Annotated in this window: 15 protein-coding genes; 3 read left to right on the top strand and 12 right to left on the bottom strand. The window is 65.9% G+C overall.

The annotated features are described in order from the left end of the window. Positions 1-121: 121 nt before the first annotated feature. Positions 122-1069 carry an L-lactate dehydrogenase gene (locus NMQ03_RS20055; RefSeq protein WP_255173665.1) on the bottom strand — a complete coding sequence of 316 codons (948 nt, stop codon included), beginning with the start codon at positions 1067-1069 and terminating at the stop codon, positions 122-124. Between the two features lie 86 nt (positions 1070-1155). Here NMQ03_RS20055 and ggt point away from each other — a divergent pair, with 86 nt between their 5' ends. After that, positions 1156-2988 carry a gamma-glutamyltransferase gene (gene ggt, locus NMQ03_RS20050; protein WP_255173664.1) on the top strand — a complete coding sequence of 611 codons (1833 nt, stop codon included), beginning with the start codon at positions 1156-1158 and terminating at the stop codon, positions 2986-2988. Positions 2989-3076: 88 nt separating this feature from the next. Here the strand turns inward: ggt and NMQ03_RS20045 are convergent, their stop codons facing one another. From NMQ03_RS20045 to NMQ03_RS20000, 10 genes are all read right to left on the bottom strand, one after another. Then, complete coding sequence (locus tag NMQ03_RS20045; protein ID WP_255173663.1) at positions 3077-4591, bottom strand: amino acid permease; 1515 nt, start codon at positions 4589-4591, stop codon at positions 3077-3079. Between the two features lie 27 nt (positions 4592-4618). Next, positions 4619-6040 (bottom strand): aspartate ammonia-lyase, encoded by a 1422-nt coding sequence (locus NMQ03_RS20040; RefSeq protein ID WP_255173662.1) that lies wholly within the window; start codon positions 6038-6040, stop codon positions 4619-4621. A 7-nt stretch (positions 6041-6047) separates the two neighbouring features. Beyond that, on the bottom strand, positions 6048-7094 hold the full coding sequence (locus tag NMQ03_RS20035; RefSeq protein ID WP_255173661.1) for an asparaginase: 1047 nt from the start codon (positions 7092-7094) through the stop codon (positions 6048-6050). A gap of 29 nt (positions 7095-7123) precedes the next feature. Next, a complete protein-coding gene (locus NMQ03_RS20030) occupies positions 7124-7834 on the bottom strand; it encodes a FadR/GntR family transcriptional regulator (RefSeq protein ID WP_255173660.1) in 711 nt (236 codons plus the stop codon). A gap of 41 nt (positions 7835-7875) precedes the next feature. Further along, complete coding sequence (locus NMQ03_RS20025) at positions 7876-8526, bottom strand: DedA family protein (protein ID WP_255173659.1); 651 nt, start codon at positions 8524-8526, stop codon at positions 7876-7878. A gap of 9 nt (positions 8527-8535) precedes the next feature. Beyond that, positions 8536-9294, bottom strand: coding sequence for a phosphatase PAP2 family protein (locus NMQ03_RS20020; protein WP_255173658.1), 759 nt, complete (start codon positions 9292-9294; stop codon positions 8536-8538). 110 nt (positions 9295-9404) lie between these two features. Continuing rightward, positions 9405-10415 carry a thermonuclease family protein gene (locus NMQ03_RS20015; protein WP_255173657.1) on the bottom strand — a complete coding sequence of 337 codons (1011 nt, stop codon included), beginning with the start codon at positions 10413-10415 and terminating at the stop codon, positions 9405-9407. A 260-nt stretch (positions 10416-10675) separates the two neighbouring features. After that, positions 10676-11212 carry a uracil-DNA glycosylase gene (locus NMQ03_RS20010; RefSeq protein WP_236560681.1) on the bottom strand — a complete coding sequence of 179 codons (537 nt, stop codon included), beginning with the start codon at positions 11210-11212 and terminating at the stop codon, positions 10676-10678. Between the two features lie 209 nt (positions 11213-11421). Continuing rightward, complete coding sequence (locus NMQ03_RS20005; protein ID WP_255173656.1) at positions 11422-12303, bottom strand: cytochrome c oxidase assembly protein; 882 nt, start codon at positions 12301-12303, stop codon at positions 11422-11424. Then, positions 12290-13582, bottom strand: a complete 1293-nt coding sequence (locus tag NMQ03_RS20000) for an HNH endonuclease signature motif containing protein (protein WP_255175681.1) — start codon at positions 13580-13582, stop codon at positions 12290-12292. The genes NMQ03_RS20005 and NMQ03_RS20000 overlap by 14 nt, the downstream gene beginning before the upstream one ends. A 201-nt stretch (positions 13583-13783) precedes the next feature. On the opposite strand from NMQ03_RS20000, the gene NMQ03_RS19995 reads away from it, so the two are divergent. Continuing rightward, a complete protein-coding gene (locus tag NMQ03_RS19995) occupies positions 13784-14296 on the top strand; it encodes a hypothetical protein (protein WP_255173655.1) in 513 nt (170 codons plus the stop codon). Between the two features lie 16 nt (positions 14297-14312). Here the strand turns inward: NMQ03_RS19995 and NMQ03_RS19990 are convergent, their stop codons facing one another. Further along, positions 14313-14696: an RNA-binding S4 domain-containing protein gene (locus tag NMQ03_RS19990; protein ID WP_142070227.1), complete on the bottom strand. Its 384-nt coding sequence runs from the start codon at positions 14694-14696 to the stop codon at positions 14313-14315. Positions 14697-14781: 85 nt separating this feature from the next. Here NMQ03_RS19990 and NMQ03_RS19985 point away from each other — a divergent pair, with 85 nt between their 5' ends. Further along, a complete protein-coding gene (locus tag NMQ03_RS19985; RefSeq protein ID WP_255173654.1) occupies positions 14782-15210 on the top strand; it encodes a hypothetical protein in 429 nt (142 codons plus the stop codon). Positions 15211-15217 lie beyond the last annotated feature (7 nt).

Below are 15217 nucleotides of genomic sequence, written 5' to 3'. Positions count from 1 at the left end.
GGTTTACTCCTGTTGGTTCGTCGTTGAGCCAGCCGTGTTCGGGTCAGCGTTTGGCACCTGGAAGTGAGCTTATGCGAACCCGCCGCCCGGGAGGGTTGCGGCGGCGTTGCATGACGCCCTTTCAGAGGCCCAGCGCGTCCATGGTGTGGCGCAGGGTGTCCGCGGAGCGCCGCAGTGCCGCCAGCTCGCCGTCGTCCATGGGCGTTTCCAGGACGCGGTGCACGCCGCCGCGGCCCACCACGCTGGGCAGGGACAGGGCCACCCCGGAGATCCCGTGCAGCCCCGACAGGACCGTGGAAACCGGCAGGACGGCATTGTCGTCGCGCAGGAGCGCCTCCACGATGCGGGCGCCGGACAGGCCGATGGCGTAGTTCGTGGCCCCCTTGCCGGCGATGACCTTGTAGGCGGCCTGCACCACTTCCGTGGCAGTGTCGGCGAGGTATTCGGGCGTGAAGATCCGCTCGCCGCCTTCTGTCCACTCGCGGATGGGCACCGGGCCAATGGTGGCGCCGGACCAGAGCGGGAATTCGGTGTCGCCGTGCTCGCCCACCATGCTGGCATGGACGCTGGAGACGGAAACACCTGCCCGGCGGGCGAGCAGCCAGCGCAGCCGGGACGTATCCAGCACGGTGCCGGAGGAGAAGATCCGTTCCGGGGGCAGCCCGGAAATCCGCTGGGCCGCCACCGTCAGGACGTCGCACGGGTTGGTCACGAGCACGTAGACGGCGTCCGGTGCCCGCTCAAGCAGCGGCGGCATCAGCTGTTCAAGGATCCGCACATTGGTGCTTACCAGGTCCAGCCGGCTCTGGCCCGGGTTCTGCTTGGCACCGGCCGTGATGACCACGACGTCGGCGCCTTCCGTGACGGCGATATCCCCGCCGCCGGCAACCGTGGCCGACGCCGCAGCGAACTGGCTGCCATGGGCAAGGTCCAGGGCTTCCGCCTCCGCTTTGGGCGCGTTGACATCGAACAATGCGATGCTGCTGGCCGAACCACGGATCAGTGCCGCGTATGCCAGCGAGGTGCCGACGCTGGCGGCGCCCATCACGGCGAGTTTGGATCCTGGCATGGTGCCCTTCCTTCCGGAGTCGTTGAGTGTGTCTTACCCGAAGAGTAGCGTGGCCCACATCACTCAATATCCCTTTAGGAGCCACCATGCCACATCTCGGACGCCGGCTCGCAGCTGTTACTGCGGCGCTGGCAATGAGCGTCACCACGGGGGCCATCAGCCCCGCTTCGGCCGATCCCCGGCAGACAGACAAGGACCCCACGGCCACCGGCTACGGCGGCGCGGTCAGTACGGTGGACCCGGAAGCATCAGCGGCAGCCATCGAGGTCCTCCGCAAGGGCGGGAACGCGGTGGATGCGGCCGTTGCCGCGGCAGCCACCCTTGGAGTTACCGAGCCGTACAGCGCCGGGATCGGCGGTGGCGGCTATTTCGTCTACTACGACGCCAAGTCCGGGAAGGTCAGCACCATCGACGGCCGGGAAACGGCGCCGGCAGGAATCAAGCAGGATGCCTTCATCGATCCCGCTACCGGCAAGCCGTACCGGTTCACCCCGGAGCTCGTCACCAGTGGTGTCTCCGTGGGCGTTCCCGGTACGCCCGCCACCTGGGAGCGGGCACTGGAACGCTGGGGCAGCATCAGCCTGGGGGATGCACTGAAACCTGCCATCAAGGTGGCAGACCGCGGGTTCGTGGTGGATGAGACGTTCCGCAGCCAAACCGCAGACAACCAGGCGAGGTTCGAGGCCTTCACCTCCACCAAGGACCTGTATCTGCAGGGTGGCAAGCTGCCCGAAGTGGGTTCGGTCTTCCAGAACCACGACCTCGCGGACACCTATCGCCTGCTGGCCCGCAAGGGCATGAGCGCGTTCTACACCGGCCCGCTCGCCGAGGAGATCGCCAAGACGGTGCAGAATCCGCCCAAGTCCCCGGACACCAAGCTCCCCGTCCCGGTGGGTTCCATGACCACCGATGACCTGGCTTACTACGAGGCCCTGGACCAGGACCCCACGCACGTGAACTACCGCGGCTATGACGTTTACGGCATGGCACCTTCAAGCAGCGGCGGCACCACGGTAGGGGAGTCGCTGAACATCCTGGACGTGTTCGACCTGCCCGGCCTCAAGGCAGACCAGCCGGCTGTGCTGCACCACTACCTCGAGGCCAGCGCCCTGGCCTTCGCGGACAGGGGGAAATACGTGGGTGACCCCGCTTTCGTGGACGTGCCCACCGAAGCGCTGACCGATCCCGTCTTCGGCAAGGAACGCGCCTGCGAGCTCGACCCCAACCACGCGGCACCCAAACCCGTGAAGCCCGGCAACGTCACCTCCTACGACGGAACCTGCCCGGCGGAACCGGCGGCGCTCGCCGATGAGAAGGACACGGAGAACATCTCCACCACCAACATGACCGTCTCGGACAAGTGGGGCAACGTGGTGGAGTACACGCTGACCATCGAACAGACCGGCGGCTCCGGCATGGTTGTTCCCGGCCGCGGGTTCCTGCTGAACAACGAGCTCACCGACTTCTCCACGGTTTACAGCGCCGAGGACCCCAACCGGATTGAGCCGGGCAAGCGGCCGCGGTCGTCCATGTCGCCCACCATCCTGCTGGAGGACGGCAAGCCGTTCCTGGCACTGGGTTCCCCGGGCGGCTCCACCATCATCACCACCGTCCTGCAGACGATCGTCAACCGCATTGACCTGGGCATGAGCATCCCGGATGCCATTGCGGCCCCCCGGGCTTCCCAGCGGAACACCGAGAAGGTGACCGCAGAGCCGGCGTTCATCGACAAGTACGGGCCGGCCCTGACGTCCCGGTTCGGCCACATCCTGACGCCGTCGGGTGACTCGTTCACGTCCGCCTCGGAGATCGGGGCCGCCACCGCCATCGAGTTCCTCGACGACGGACGGACCCTGGCCGCAGCCGAGCCGGTCAGGCGCGGCGGCGGATCGGCCATGGTGGTCAAGCCGTCCAAGTGACGGGCTGAGGCACCTTTAAAACCCCGACGGCGGCACTTGGGTTCCGGACTTCCAGAACCCAGGTGCCGCCGTCGGACGTTTAAGGCAGTTACTTCTTGAAGGTGTCAGCCGCCGCATTGGCGACTACCGGGGACGTCCCGGTGAAGCCTTCGCGGGTTTCGGCGATTTGGCGGATGCGGTGGCGGCAGGCGTACCAGCCGATGACCATGAGCACGGACGCGATGGCGGTGACGAGCATGGTCAGGGGTGAGTCGATGAAGACCATGACCAGGACGCCGACGAGGAAGACCAGCGACAGGTAGCCGGTGTAGGGGGCGCCGAACATCCGGAAGGAGGGGCGCTCCACCCAGCCCTTGTCCGCCCAGCGTTTGAGCTGGATCTGGCAGAGGACGATGGTGGCCCAGGTCATAATGATGCCCACGGAGGCGATGTTCAGCACGATCTCGAAGGCGTCGGCCGGGACGAGGTAGTTCAGCGGGACGCCGAGGAGGGAGACGACGGCGGTGATGGCGATGCCGCCGTAGGGGACGCCTGCCTTGTTCATGCGGGAGGCGAACTTGGGGGCCGAACCGTTCACGGACATGGAGCGCAGGATCCGGCCGGTGGAGTAGAGCCCGGCGTTCAGCGAGGACAGGGCGGCGGTGAGGACCACGAGGTTCATGATCACGTCCACGCCCTGGACGCCGATGGAGCCGAAGAACGTCACGAAGGGGCTGACGCCCTTCTGGTAGGAGGTGAAGGGCAGCAGCAGGGCCAGCAGGATCACGGAGCCGACGTAGAACACGGCGATGCGGAAGACCACGGAGTTGATGGCCTTGGGCATGATCTTTTCGGGGTTCTCGGTTTCGCCGGCGGCGGTGCCGACCAGTTCGATGGAGGCGTAGGCGAACAGGACGCCCTGCATGAGGATGATCATGGGCAGCAGGCCGTTGGGGAAGATCCCGCCGTTATCGGACAGGAGGCTGATGCCGACCTGCTGGCCGTCCACGGGGGTGCCGAAGATGACGAAGTAGGTGCCGATGATGAGGAACGCGACGAGGGCGGCGACCTTGATCAGGGCGAACCAGAATTCCATTTCGCCGAAGACCTTCACGGAGACCAGGTTCAGGGCCAGGACCACGACGAGGGCGGTCAGTGCCCAGGCCCATTGCGGGACCTCGGCCATCCAGGGGATGTAGTTGCCGAAGAAGTGCATGTAGAGGGCGGCGGCGGTGATGTCCACGATGGTGGTGGTGGCCCAGTTGATCCAGTAGAACCAGCCGGAGACGAACGCGGCCTTTTCCCCGAAGAATTCACGGGCGTAGGAAACGAACGAGCCCGAGGAGGGCCGGTGCAGGACCAGTTCGCCCAAGGCGCGCAGGATCAGGAACGCGAAGAACCCGCACACCGCGTACGCGATGACCAGGGACGGGCCCGCCGCGTTGAGCCGGCCGCCGGCACCGAGGAACAGGCCGGTACCGATCGCACCGCCGATCGCGATCATCTGGATCTGCCGCGGCTTGAGGTTCTTGTGGTAACCCTTGTCCTCCGCGTGCAGGGAGGTCTCGGACGCATGCGCGTGACCACCATCAATCAAGTGGTCTGGAAGGGGAGTATTTGTCATGGGGGTGTCCTTTGGGGGAGGTGGGGACTACTTGCTGAGGTTGGCCAGGCGTTCGGGGCTCAGGAGTTCCTGGAGCTGGGCGTCGGTGAGAAGTCCGTGTTCGAGGACGAGCTCGGCCACGCCCTTGCCTGTGGCAAGTGCTTCCTGCGCGATGGCGGTGGCAGTGGCGTAACCGAGGTGGGGATTCAATGCGGTGACCAGGCCGATGGACTGCTCCACGGTGCGGCGCAGGTGGTCGGTGTTGGCGGTGATTCCACGGATGCAGCGCGCCGTAAGGGTGCGGCAGGCTGCCTCGAGGTGGGAAATGCTCTTGTGGAGGCTGTGGACAATGATCGGTTCGAAGGCGTTGAGCTGCAGCTGTCCGGCCTCGGCGGCCATGGTGATGGTGACGTCGTTGCCGATCACCTCGTAGGCCACCTGGGAGACCACCTCCGGGATGACCGGGTTGATCTTGCCGGGCATGATGGAGGACCCGGACTGCACGGCCGGCAGGTTGATTTCGCCGAAGCCGGCACGCGGGCCGGAGGAGAGCAGGCGCAGGTCGTTGCAGATCTTGGACAGCTTGACGGCCACGCGCTTGAGCACGCCGGACAGGTGCACGAAGGCGCCCACGTCCTGGGTGGCTTCAATGAGGTCCACGGCGGTCACCAGCGGCAGCCCGGTAATCTCCGCCAAGTGCCGGCAGGCTGTTGCGGCGTAGCCGGCAGGGGCGTTCAGGCCCGTGCCGATGGCGGTGGCGCCGAGATTGATCTCGTGGATCAGCAGCTCGGCCTCCGCCAGGCGCAGCCGGTCCTCGCCGATGGTCACGGCGTAGCTGCCGAACTCCTGGCCGAGGGTCATGGGCACGGCGTCCTGGAGCTGGGTGCGGCCCATCTTCACCACGGTGCGGAATTCCAGGGCCTTGGCAGCGCAGGCGTCCTCGAGTTCTTCGAGTGCTGCCAGCAGTTCCCGGGCGGCGAAGATGGTGCCGAGCTTCACGGCCGTGGGGTACACGTCGTTGGTGGACTGGCTGAGGTTGACGTGGTCGTTGGGGTGCAGCCGCGCGTAGTCGCCCTTGGGGTGTCCCAGGATTTCCAGCGCCCGGTTGGCGATGACCTCGTTGGCGTTCATGTTCGACGACGTCCCGGCACCGCCCTGGACGACGTCCACCACGAACTGGTCGGCCAGGCGACCGGCCATCACGTCCTGGCATGCCTGCTCGATGGCGTCGGCGCGTTCGGCGTCCAGCAGGCCAAGCTCGCGGTTGGTGCGGGCGGCGGCCAGTTTCACGGCGGCAAGCCCGCGGACCAGGTGCATGTTGGAGGACAGCTTCTGGCCGGTGATGGGGAAGTTCTCCACGGCGCGGAGCGTGTGAACGCCCCAGTAGGCGTGCACTGGCACGTCCCGGTCGCCGAGGAGGTCGTGCTCGGACCGGACCTGTGCGGGTGCGGCGGTTTCGATGGTTGTCATGGTGTCCTTACAGGGCTTCGTTGACGGGTGCGGACAGGTGATTCAGGAAGTCGGTGGCCAGCAGCCGGCCCACCTCATGGCCGCCGCCCATCACCGGGGCCGTGGCGATGCCGGCGAGCGGCTCCGTATCCACGCCCAGCGCCTCGAGCAGGCGGACGGTGGCGGGCATCCGGGCGCGGTCGCCGCCGTCGGAAATCTTGACGGCCACGGCGCTGCCGTCGGGCAGGCCTACCAGCTGCACGCCTTCAAAGCCGTCCTTGGCCACGGCGCCGGGCAGCAGGCGCATCAGCCCGGTGACGTCGCGGCCGTCACCGGCCACCATCCCGGGGTGCTGCTGCATGGCGAGGCCGACGGTGGCTTCGGGGCTGCCGTCGTCGTCCGCGGCGGCCTGGGCGATCCGGCCGAAGGCGCGGGCCATGCCGCGCAGCGTGAGGGCGAACAAGGGAGTGCCGCAGCCGTCCGTGCTGACGGCGGCCGGCTCCTCCCCGGTGAGGTCGGTGACGGTCCGGGCCGCCAGCTGCTGCAGCGGGTGGGAGGGATCGAGGTAACCCTGGACGGGCCACCCGTTGATCACGCAGGTGGCCACCATGGCAGCGTGCTTTCCGGAGCAGTTCTGGGTGATTTGGGTAGCGCTGCCGCCGGTGCGGAGCCAGTCCTCCTGCTCGGCCGTGCCGTAGGGCAGGTCGGTGCTGTTCTCCAGGTCCGTGGGGGCGAGCCCGTGCAGTTCGAGGATGCGCAGCGCGCCGTCGCGGTGCGCTGCCGCACCTGAATGGCTTGCCGCGGCCAGTGCCAGGAGGTCGGCGGGAAGTTCAAGGCCGGCGCGGACCATGGCCACTGCCTGGAGGGGCTTGAGCGCTGACCGGGGGTAGAACGGTGCCAGATGGTCCCCTGCCGATGCCGCCACTGAGCCGTCAGCCGCGAGGGCAAGCGCGGAGCCGTAGTGGACGCTCTCCACGAGGCCGTCACGGATGGCGGCGACCAGTGGGGTGTGCTGCGGCAGGGACAACCCCGCCGGGGCAGCAGTGTGGGCAGCAGAAAACACGGGGGATGGCATGGGGTCCTTGAAAGGTTGGTTGGATCTTGTTAGCTGTTGAGGATGGAGTCCAGGGCCACGCCCACGGCTTCCAGGTGGTGGGCCATGGCAGCGCGGGCCTCCTCCGCGGAACCGGTCTCGATGGCGGCAAGGATCTGCTGGTGTTCAATATCGGAGGCATGCTGGCGGTCCGCCACCATGTTCAGCGTCTCGGATTGATGCGCCAGCGCGTCCCGAATGTCAGCCACGACGCTTGCGAACACTTTGTTGCCGCTGGCACGGGCGATGGTGGCGTGGAAGCTGGAGTCCATGGCTACCCAGGATTCGGGATCCGTTTCGGTGGCCATGGCACCCATGATGTGGCGGAGGGTGTCCAGTTCCTCCTCCGTTCGACGCTCTGCGGCAAGTCCGGCGGCGGGAATTTCGATGTGGGGGCGGGCTTCGGTAAGGTCACGGGCGGAGTACTGGCCCAAGGTGAGGTCGTTGGCCACCTTGCTGGCAATGACAAAGGTGCCCTTGCCGGTCCGGGTTACCGTCAGGCCCAGGGCGGTGCAGGAGCGGAGGGCTTCCCGGATCACCGAGCGGCTTACTCCGTACTGCTGCGAAAGGGTGGCCTCCGAGCTGAGTTTGCTCCCCACCGGGATGCTGCCCGATTCGATGTCCTGGCGGATGGCGTTGAACACCGCCTCGGCAGCGCTCAGCCGGGCAAGGGGACGGAACGATGCAGGCTGTCCTGCTGTCCGGCTGTCTGACAGGTTCACGCCTTAAATATGGCACTGGTCACAGTTGCTGTCAAACCCTCCTATGAATTCGGGGCATTGTCCTGCCGCTGGTTGGCCGTGCGCCGCCGTTGCTGCCGCCGTCGTGAACGGACATGCCAGGCGATGAGTGCCGCCACTGCCACTAAGGCGATCACGACGGCGAGGTCCCGGCCCACTGCCTGGGCCACGGTCTCGTAGGAGTTGCCTGCGAGGAAGCCCAGCAGGACGAAGCCGACGCCCCAGGCCACGCCGCCCGCAGCGTTGTAGGCGATGAAGCGGCCGTAGGGCATCCGGGACGTGCTTACCAGGGCGGGCATGACGGCGCGGAAGAAGGCGGTGAAGCGGCCCAGGAACACGGCGGACCCGCCTCTGCGCCGGAGGAAGTCCTGCGCGTTTTCCAGCCTGCCGGAGTGGCGGGCCAGCAGCCTTGTCTTCATGAGCCGGGCGCCCAGGTGCTTGCCCACCTCGTATCCCACGCTGTCGCCAATGACGGCCGCGGCCACCACCAAGGCCATCATGGTGCCCAGCTGCACTTCGCCCCGGCTGGCCACCACTCCGCCGAGGACGGCAGCGGTTTCGCCGGGGATGACGAAGCCTACGAACAAGGCGTCCTCCGCGAACACCAGGCAAAAGACGGCGATGTACGCCACGAGCGGGCTGACGTTCAGGAGTCCGTCAATGAAGCCCGTCATGGCAGTGGATCAGGCTCGGGGCGCCGGGACGGGGCCGAGCTTCGCCAGGAAGGGTATGCGGGCCAGCAGCGCCAGGCCGAACCGGTTCCACAAGCCCGTCAGGAACGCCGCACCGGTTGCTGCGGTGAGGAAGGACGCCGTGACATCTGTTGGATAGTGCACGCCGAGGTAGACGCGGGAGAATGCGACGGCAACCGCCACGACGATCCCGAGGATGGCCGCGGGCCGCTGCCACTTGGTGCCGCGGGCCAGCAGGAAGACGGCGATGGCCAGCGCGGAGGCCAGCGCCACATGTCCGCTCGGGAAGCTGTCCGTTCCCGGTTCGGGGATCAGCGGGTTGAACAGGGCGGTGGAGTCCGGCCGGTGCCTGGCCACGAGTACTTTGAACAGTTCGCTGCTGACCCAGCCACCGGCCGCCACTAAGCCCGTGGCCACCGCATTCACGGGGCTGCGGCGTACCAGCAGCAGGTACAGGCACAGGGCGGCGATCATCAGCACGCCGCCTGCCGGGCTGAACACCACATTGATGAACATGGCCACACCCGTCAGCGGCGCCGTGTGATCATGGCTCAGCTCGGCATCCACGGACATATCTGCGGATGTCAGCGCGGGAATAAACCGCAGCGCCAGGCCGGCAGCCACGATCAGGACAGCCGCCGTGACCGGCACGGCAATCCAGTGCCGGAGCTGGGGGAGGGCCGCCATACGTACGGCCGCAGCCTCTGCTGGGGATGCCGCCTCGGGGGAACGGTGGGTGTGGGACGTCAAGGTTCAGCCTGGTTCTTTCGCCGGTCAGGGTACCTACGAGTATGCCCACGTGCTCCTGAAAAATCCCTGACAGTCCGGCTCTCGGTTCTCACCGAAGCGGTCCGCCATGGTCAGCAGGGCCTCCACGTTTTGCCGCCGGGCGCGTAGCAGCGCGGCCCAGTGTACTTGGTGGAGGGTGCAGGCGGAACGTACGTTTGCGGGGCTGGCGCAACGTATGGTGCCGGGTTTGGTGCTGGCACGGGCAGATTGCGTAGACGTTCTGCCTCAGCTGCCGCTTTCCGGGCTGCTTCATCGGCTTCAGCTTTTGCTGCAGCCGCGGCCGCAGCAGCCTCGTCTGCTGCCTTCTTCTCTGCCGCAGCCCGTTCCTCTGCTGCCTTGCGGTCGGCAGCCGCCCTTGCTTCAGCCGCCACACGCTCCTCCTCGGCTTTCTTCTCTGCCGCGGCCAAGGTGGCTTTCAGGGCCTTCGTATCTTCCGCCTTCGTTTCTGCGGCGGTGATTTTCTTATCCAGATTTGATACGTGCTTGGCCAACACGGCAGTTGAAAGCCCTGCCCACAGAAGGGCGCGCTCCGTTGCTTTGTCCCCGTTGAGGACCTTTCGCAGTGCCTTCGCCGCGGCCACCTTGGCTGCGAGTACGCCTGCGGCCGTACCCGCCGCGGCAGATGTTGTTGCTGGTGAAGCCGCGGTGGCGGTTTCCAGCCCCTTCGTTGTGTCAGCCAACTGAGCCGGAAGGGTACAGCCAATGCTCTCGGAGAAGAGCCCGGCCTTAGCCGCTCTGGCCTCTTCGTATGCGGCTGTTACAGGCGGGAGGAATTTTCTGTTGCCGCCGTACTCGACCGGGATCCCCAGTCCCTGCTGCGCAATTTTGGCATTGACCAGGGACCCGTCGGCTGTGAAGACTCCTGCGAGAGTCCTGCCGTACTTGTCGTGGCGCTCGGCGTCGAACTCGAGTCTGACCTGGGTTCCCTTCGGGAGCAGGCCCTCAAGGTACTTTGAGGCCTCCGGTCCGAGGCATTCGACGGGTTGGTTCGGATCCTTGGTTTCAGGGGTGTCAATATTCAGCAACCGAATGGTGTGATCGCCATTGTTGATGGAAACCACCACCGTATCCCCGTCGACCACGCGCACCACGGTGCCGGTGCCGGCGTTGGCAGCTGCACCCGCAGCGAATGATCCTGCGACCAGGCCAGTGGCCGCCAGCGATGCAATTATCAGTTTCTTCATGCCAAGTTCCCCCAGTTTCAGGAAACGAGGCCGATCGAATGCTCTACCTCGGAGAATCCTGAGTGTTTACTCCACTAATGCTGGAGATGGAGAAGCAAGGACTCATCAAGAGAGGCTCAAGGTGCGCGCAGTTTTTCGTTCATACAGTAAAGCGCGGTCTACAGGTGCTGGATGCCCGCCCGCTGCATCGCATCACGGTAGGTTTCGACGCTCTTGGCGAGAAGCTCTTCCTGCTTGGCCTCGGAAACAGCAAAGGCCCTGCCGCCGAGGGCGGAGGCCTTGTAGATTTTGATGCCGCTGTTCTTCAGCGATGAGTGATAGGTCTTCTCAAAGAGCGTCAGGAACGTGGACGCGTCCGTGCCGTGCGCGATGATGGCCGAAACACGGGAATTGATCTTCAGGAACTGGCGGAACGGGCGGAGCCCATCGGTCTTTTCCTGGACACTCAGCGCAGAGGGGCTGCCGCTCTCACGCACCCAGGGGTATGCATTCCAGGGCATGACGTAGCGGGGGTCCAGCTCGGCCAGCTCATAGATCTGCGTGGCGCGACGGGCAGCTTCGTCGTCGTTGTTGTGGGAGACAAATCCGGACTCGGTCCCTTTGCCGGGGCTGGCCTGGAGGCTGATGATCCTGCATTCGTCCTCGTCGTGGACGGGGTCGATATAGGGGACAGTGGAACCGGGCTTTTTTTCCATCAGCTCATCGCAAAGTTGGGTTACCTTCGCGATATTCGGTTCCTGTAGCAGGGCCTTTTTTTCGTCCCAATCAATCGTCACGATTTCTCCCTTGGCAGCGAGGCGTCCAGAATCAGGCGTCCTATGTCACTCTACGCTTCCCCGGGAAAGGGTGGGCACACCGAATTTCGCACTACCCTTCCCGGGGCCGGGCAGCGGGCGTGGGCTGGTTACTGCCGCCCACGCAGGTGCTGGTTTTGAAGTTCGTCGAACTGCTCGTCGGTCAGTTCGTCGAAGGCGCCTGCTTCCCGCTTGTCGCTGCGTGAGAAGCGGACGAACATGAGGATGATCAACGGCAGATCCAGTACCTCGCAGATGAACCACAGTAAATTTCCTGCGAACTGCTGGTCCTGGAGAGCATCCCGGAACCACCATTGAGGATTGGGAACGGACATCACGTGATCGAGCACCTGGCCGTTGAGGCTCAGCAGGATGCCGGGGACCGCGTCGATCAGCAACTCGATGAACACGAACATGAATTCAAGGGTCAGGTAGGCGCTGGAGCGCTGGAAGTCGGACTCTTCGATGATCGGCAGTGCCATCAGCATGCCCAGCAGCGGTACGCCAACCGTGAGGAGGGCGCCTGCCAGGGGGTCGGTCCGCAGCGTGAAGAAGGCCGGCGTGAGGAACGTGGAGAAGAGGGCCAGACCCAGCAGGGGTGCGCCAAATGAATTGCTGACGAACCGTACGGGCCTGCTGGACAGGACCTTGTCCAAGCCTGCTGTGCCCATGGCCGGCAGTGCTGCCCGCGCCAGGGTTAGGGGTTTGCCCAGGCCGATCAGCAGCGGGACGACAAAGAGCAGCAGGGATATTTTGATGGTGAAGGCCCACCGTTGCTGCCCCCCGTAAACCCCGGTGAACCCACAGGTGAGGACAATGAATGAGCCCAGGCCAAGGACGTAAAACGCCACCGCCCGCCACACCGGCCAGCCCCGGCCCCGGCGCGCGGCTGACCGCATTCCCCACCCGTACAGAACGCCGGCCACGGCGGCGAAAGCCGCGGCGGCCCAGTCGAACTGCCAGGAAGAAACAAGGATCTCAAGGGGTGGCACGCGCCAAGGCTAGCCGCCGTTCCTGAGAGCTGCATGACCGTGCGATTCCTGCAGGTGGGGTGCCGGGGAGTGGTGGTGCTGTGGAGTGGTAGGTGTGGCCGGTTGGGGTGGTGGTTGCCACGGTGTGGCGTGGGCCGGGGATGGTTCGTGCGGCCCATCCTGGTGTTTCTTTGGTGTGGTTGCAGGCTTCGCAGAGGCCTTGGCCGTTTCCGATGGTGGTGGGTCCGCGGTGGTGCCAGGCGGTGACATGGTCGTGGTGCCTGATGGGGGCGTCGCAGTAGGGGGTCCGGCAGGTGTTGTCCCGGATCTGCAGGAAGCGTTTCAGTGCTGCGGGGAAGAGCCGGGCTGTGGAGTCCATCGCCACCAGCTCACCGGCGCCGGGGGCGGTGTATAGCCGGCGCACCCAGAGGTTGAGGTCGTTGTCACCGGGAGCTGTGAGGGCGATGTTTCGTGCCTGTTCGGCGGGGATGGTGCCGTAGCCGGGCAGCCGTGCGGGTTCGGTGTCGGCGTGGAGGAGGGTGCGGTCGGTCATGACGAGCTGGATCTGAACCCCGCTGATTCCGCCGGGGGTGCCGGTGACGCGTTCGACGAGGGTGTCCGCCATGACCTGCCCCCGGGACCGATCATCCCCGCCGCTTCGGGCGGTGTCGGCGTCCCGGCATAATGCGGCGTAGGCGGCGACGCCCTGGGCGGCGGGGAGCAGCGCGGTCAGGTAGGTCATGGTGTCCGGGGCCGGGCGCAGGCTCACGCACCGCTCGGCCACGGCCCGGCTGGCGAGCTTCGCGACCGAGGCGGGGTCCCGCCGGTACGCGGCGGCGCGGACCGCGGCGATGACGGCGCGGTCTCCCAGGCCGTCCAGGGCTCCGGTGTCGGCGGCGAGTTCTTCATCCACCGCGGCCCGGTCCTGGGCCGACAGGCAGATGGTGTCCTTCACGATCAGGGTGGCCCGCCACTCATTCAACAAACCGGCCCGGAACGCCTCGAACGTGTGCGGCATGCTTACCAACGTTTTGGCCAGGCCCAGCAGCCGGGAACCCCGGGCCGGGGATTCACGCCGGGCCAACGCGATCTGCGCCGCGACCCCGGCGCCCTGCCCGTCGGCCGGGACCCCGGCATCGGCCTGCTCCCGCCGCTGGGATAAATCAAACGCAACAGCAGTATCAGCCTGCCGGGCACCCGCCAGCGACTTCAGGTCCTCCAACCCACGAATCTGATCGATCATTTCCGCACCATCCGCAGGGACCGGAACGCGCGCGAGCAGGATCAGGACATCCCCTATGGAAGGTGCGGCGGGCGGGTATGGCGTGGCACCAACAGCGGAAGGTTCGGCGCACCGCACCCCCTGCTGTACTGACGCCGATTCCAAAACCGCTTCCATGACCAAAGTCTTCCACCGGGGTGTGACAATCCCGGCCACCCAAAGTCCCTATGTGGAAAACGCAAACGCAGCAACGGCCCGGGCCATGCTGTTCAATGAATTATGCAGTTCACCAGGAAGGGCCTGAAGGTCGAAGGCTTCGCCGGATTCCGGCCTATCCGAAACCTCGAAACCATGAGGATTCCGCAGGGCACAGGCCTCTTCGCCGTCATTGCGCCGGAAGATTTCCAGGCGCGCTTTCTCACGAAAAGCACCGCCGGAGTCTTCAAGAAGAAGGACCCTTCCCTCCCCGAAGCCGTGTTGGCCACCGAATGGGTGGACGCCGCGGTCGTTCTCTACGTGGGAAAGGCCGGACCCGGAAGCAAGGGTAACCGGGGGCTTAGGCGCCAGATCCAGGAGTTCGTTGACTTTGGGCAAGGAAAGCCGCCCGGCCACTGGGACGGGCGGCTTATCTGGCAGCTCGCCGACGCGGGATCACTGGCCGTTGCGTGGAAGGAACTTCCGGACGGCCAGCTGAGCAGCACGGAAGCGGGTTACCACGCTGCCTTCGTGGAGGAATATGGCCGGTTGCCGTTCGCCAACCTGGTGCAGGCACGCACCAAGGCGGGTGCCTGACGCGGCAGCACGTCCGCTAGGCAGGGCCCCGCAACCGCTCCATCTCGCGGCGGTCCTTCTTGGTGGGCCGTCCGGCGCCCCGGTCGCGCTGCGGCAACCCAAGCGCCGGAAGGACGGGCCGCGGGGGAGTGTGGTCGGTGAAGCAGTGCGACGCAGCCTCGGCCCCCACGCGTTTGGCAATGAGCCGCCGCACCTCAAGGATGCGCTCGTACCCTGGCATGCGGACCGTGACGGTATCACCGGTCACCAGCGTTGCCGAAGCCTTGGAGGGGTTGCCGTTCAGCCGGACATGCCCTGCGCGGCAGGCTGCAGTGGCGGCAGACCGGGTCTTGTAGGCGCGGACGGCCCACAGCCACGCATCGATTCGGACACTGGCGGGAGCGGATGGGAGGCTGGTCATGATTGGCACCGAGTATAGCCCCGCAGGCGTCACCCCATGCCGCTCTTCATGCAAAACTGTGAAGACCCGCCAGGAAGAGAGCACCGTGGAGCCCCACAGCCCGTACCAGCACGACTATGTCCTTTCCCGGCAAGGCTCCATGCAGAAGCCGCCATTGCCGGGCTGGGCCCGGGCCTTCCGCACAACCCTGCTGGTCCTGGCCGGCATCCTGCTCCTGCTCCTGTTGCTTCTGCTGACGATGGCCACATCGAGGGTCGGAGGCGATCTGTACCATGACAGCACTGTGGCCTTCCTGCAGGGGATCGTCTGGGTTGGATTGGCACTTCCCGCTCTGGGCCTTCCCTACGTGATTGCCAGCATCATCTACGGGGCGCTTTGGATGAGTACATTGCGCGGCAGGGGTTACCGCGGGTACCCGGCCACTTCGTGGATGCTTGTGGTAAGCCCCGCTGTTGTCGGGTTGTCCATCCTGGCCCTGGTGGTGCTCGTCATGCTGCCGGCAAGCATGTTGTGAAGACCGC

The organism is Arthrobacter sp. DNA4 (assembly GCF_024362385.1).
Lineage (GTDB): Bacteria > Actinomycetota > Actinomycetes > Actinomycetales > Micrococcaceae > Arthrobacter.
This window is presented reverse-complemented; position numbering and strand designations above follow the sequence as displayed.

Bases quoted from the DNA above. Each gene is read 5' to 3' on its own strand.
- ggt (WP_255173664.1), top strand. From the start codon at position 1,156: ATGCCACATCTCGGACGCCGGCTCGCAGCTGTTACTGCGGCGCTGGCA.
- NMQ03_RS20040 (WP_255173662.1), bottom strand. From the start codon at position 6,040: ATGACAACCATCGAAACCGCCGCACCCGCACAGGTCCGGTCCGAGCAC.
- NMQ03_RS20045 (WP_255173663.1), bottom strand. From the start codon at position 4,591: ATGACAAATACTCCCCTTCCAGACCACTTGATTGATGGTGGTCACGCG.
- NMQ03_RS19990 (WP_142070227.1), bottom strand. From the start codon at position 14,696: ATGACCAGCCTCCCATCCGCTCCCGCCAGTGTCCGAATCGATGCGTGG.
- NMQ03_RS20025 (WP_255173659.1), bottom strand. From the start codon at position 8,526: ATGACGGGCTTCATTGACGGACTCCTGAACGTCAGCCCGCTCGTGGCG.
- NMQ03_RS20035 (WP_255173661.1), bottom strand. From the start codon at position 7,094: ATGCCATCCCCCGTGTTTTCTGCTGCCCACACTGCTGCCCCGGCGGGG.
- NMQ03_RS20010 (WP_236560681.1), bottom strand. From the start codon at position 11,212: ATGGAAAAAAAGCCCGGTTCCACTGTCCCCTATATCGACCCCGTCCAC.
- NMQ03_RS20055 (WP_255173665.1), bottom strand. From the start codon at position 1,069: ATGCCAGGATCCAAACTCGCCGTGATGGGCGCCGCCAGCGTCGGCACC.
- NMQ03_RS19995 (WP_255173655.1), top strand. From the start codon at position 13,784: ATGCAGTTCACCAGGAAGGGCCTGAAGGTCGAAGGCTTCGCCGGATTC.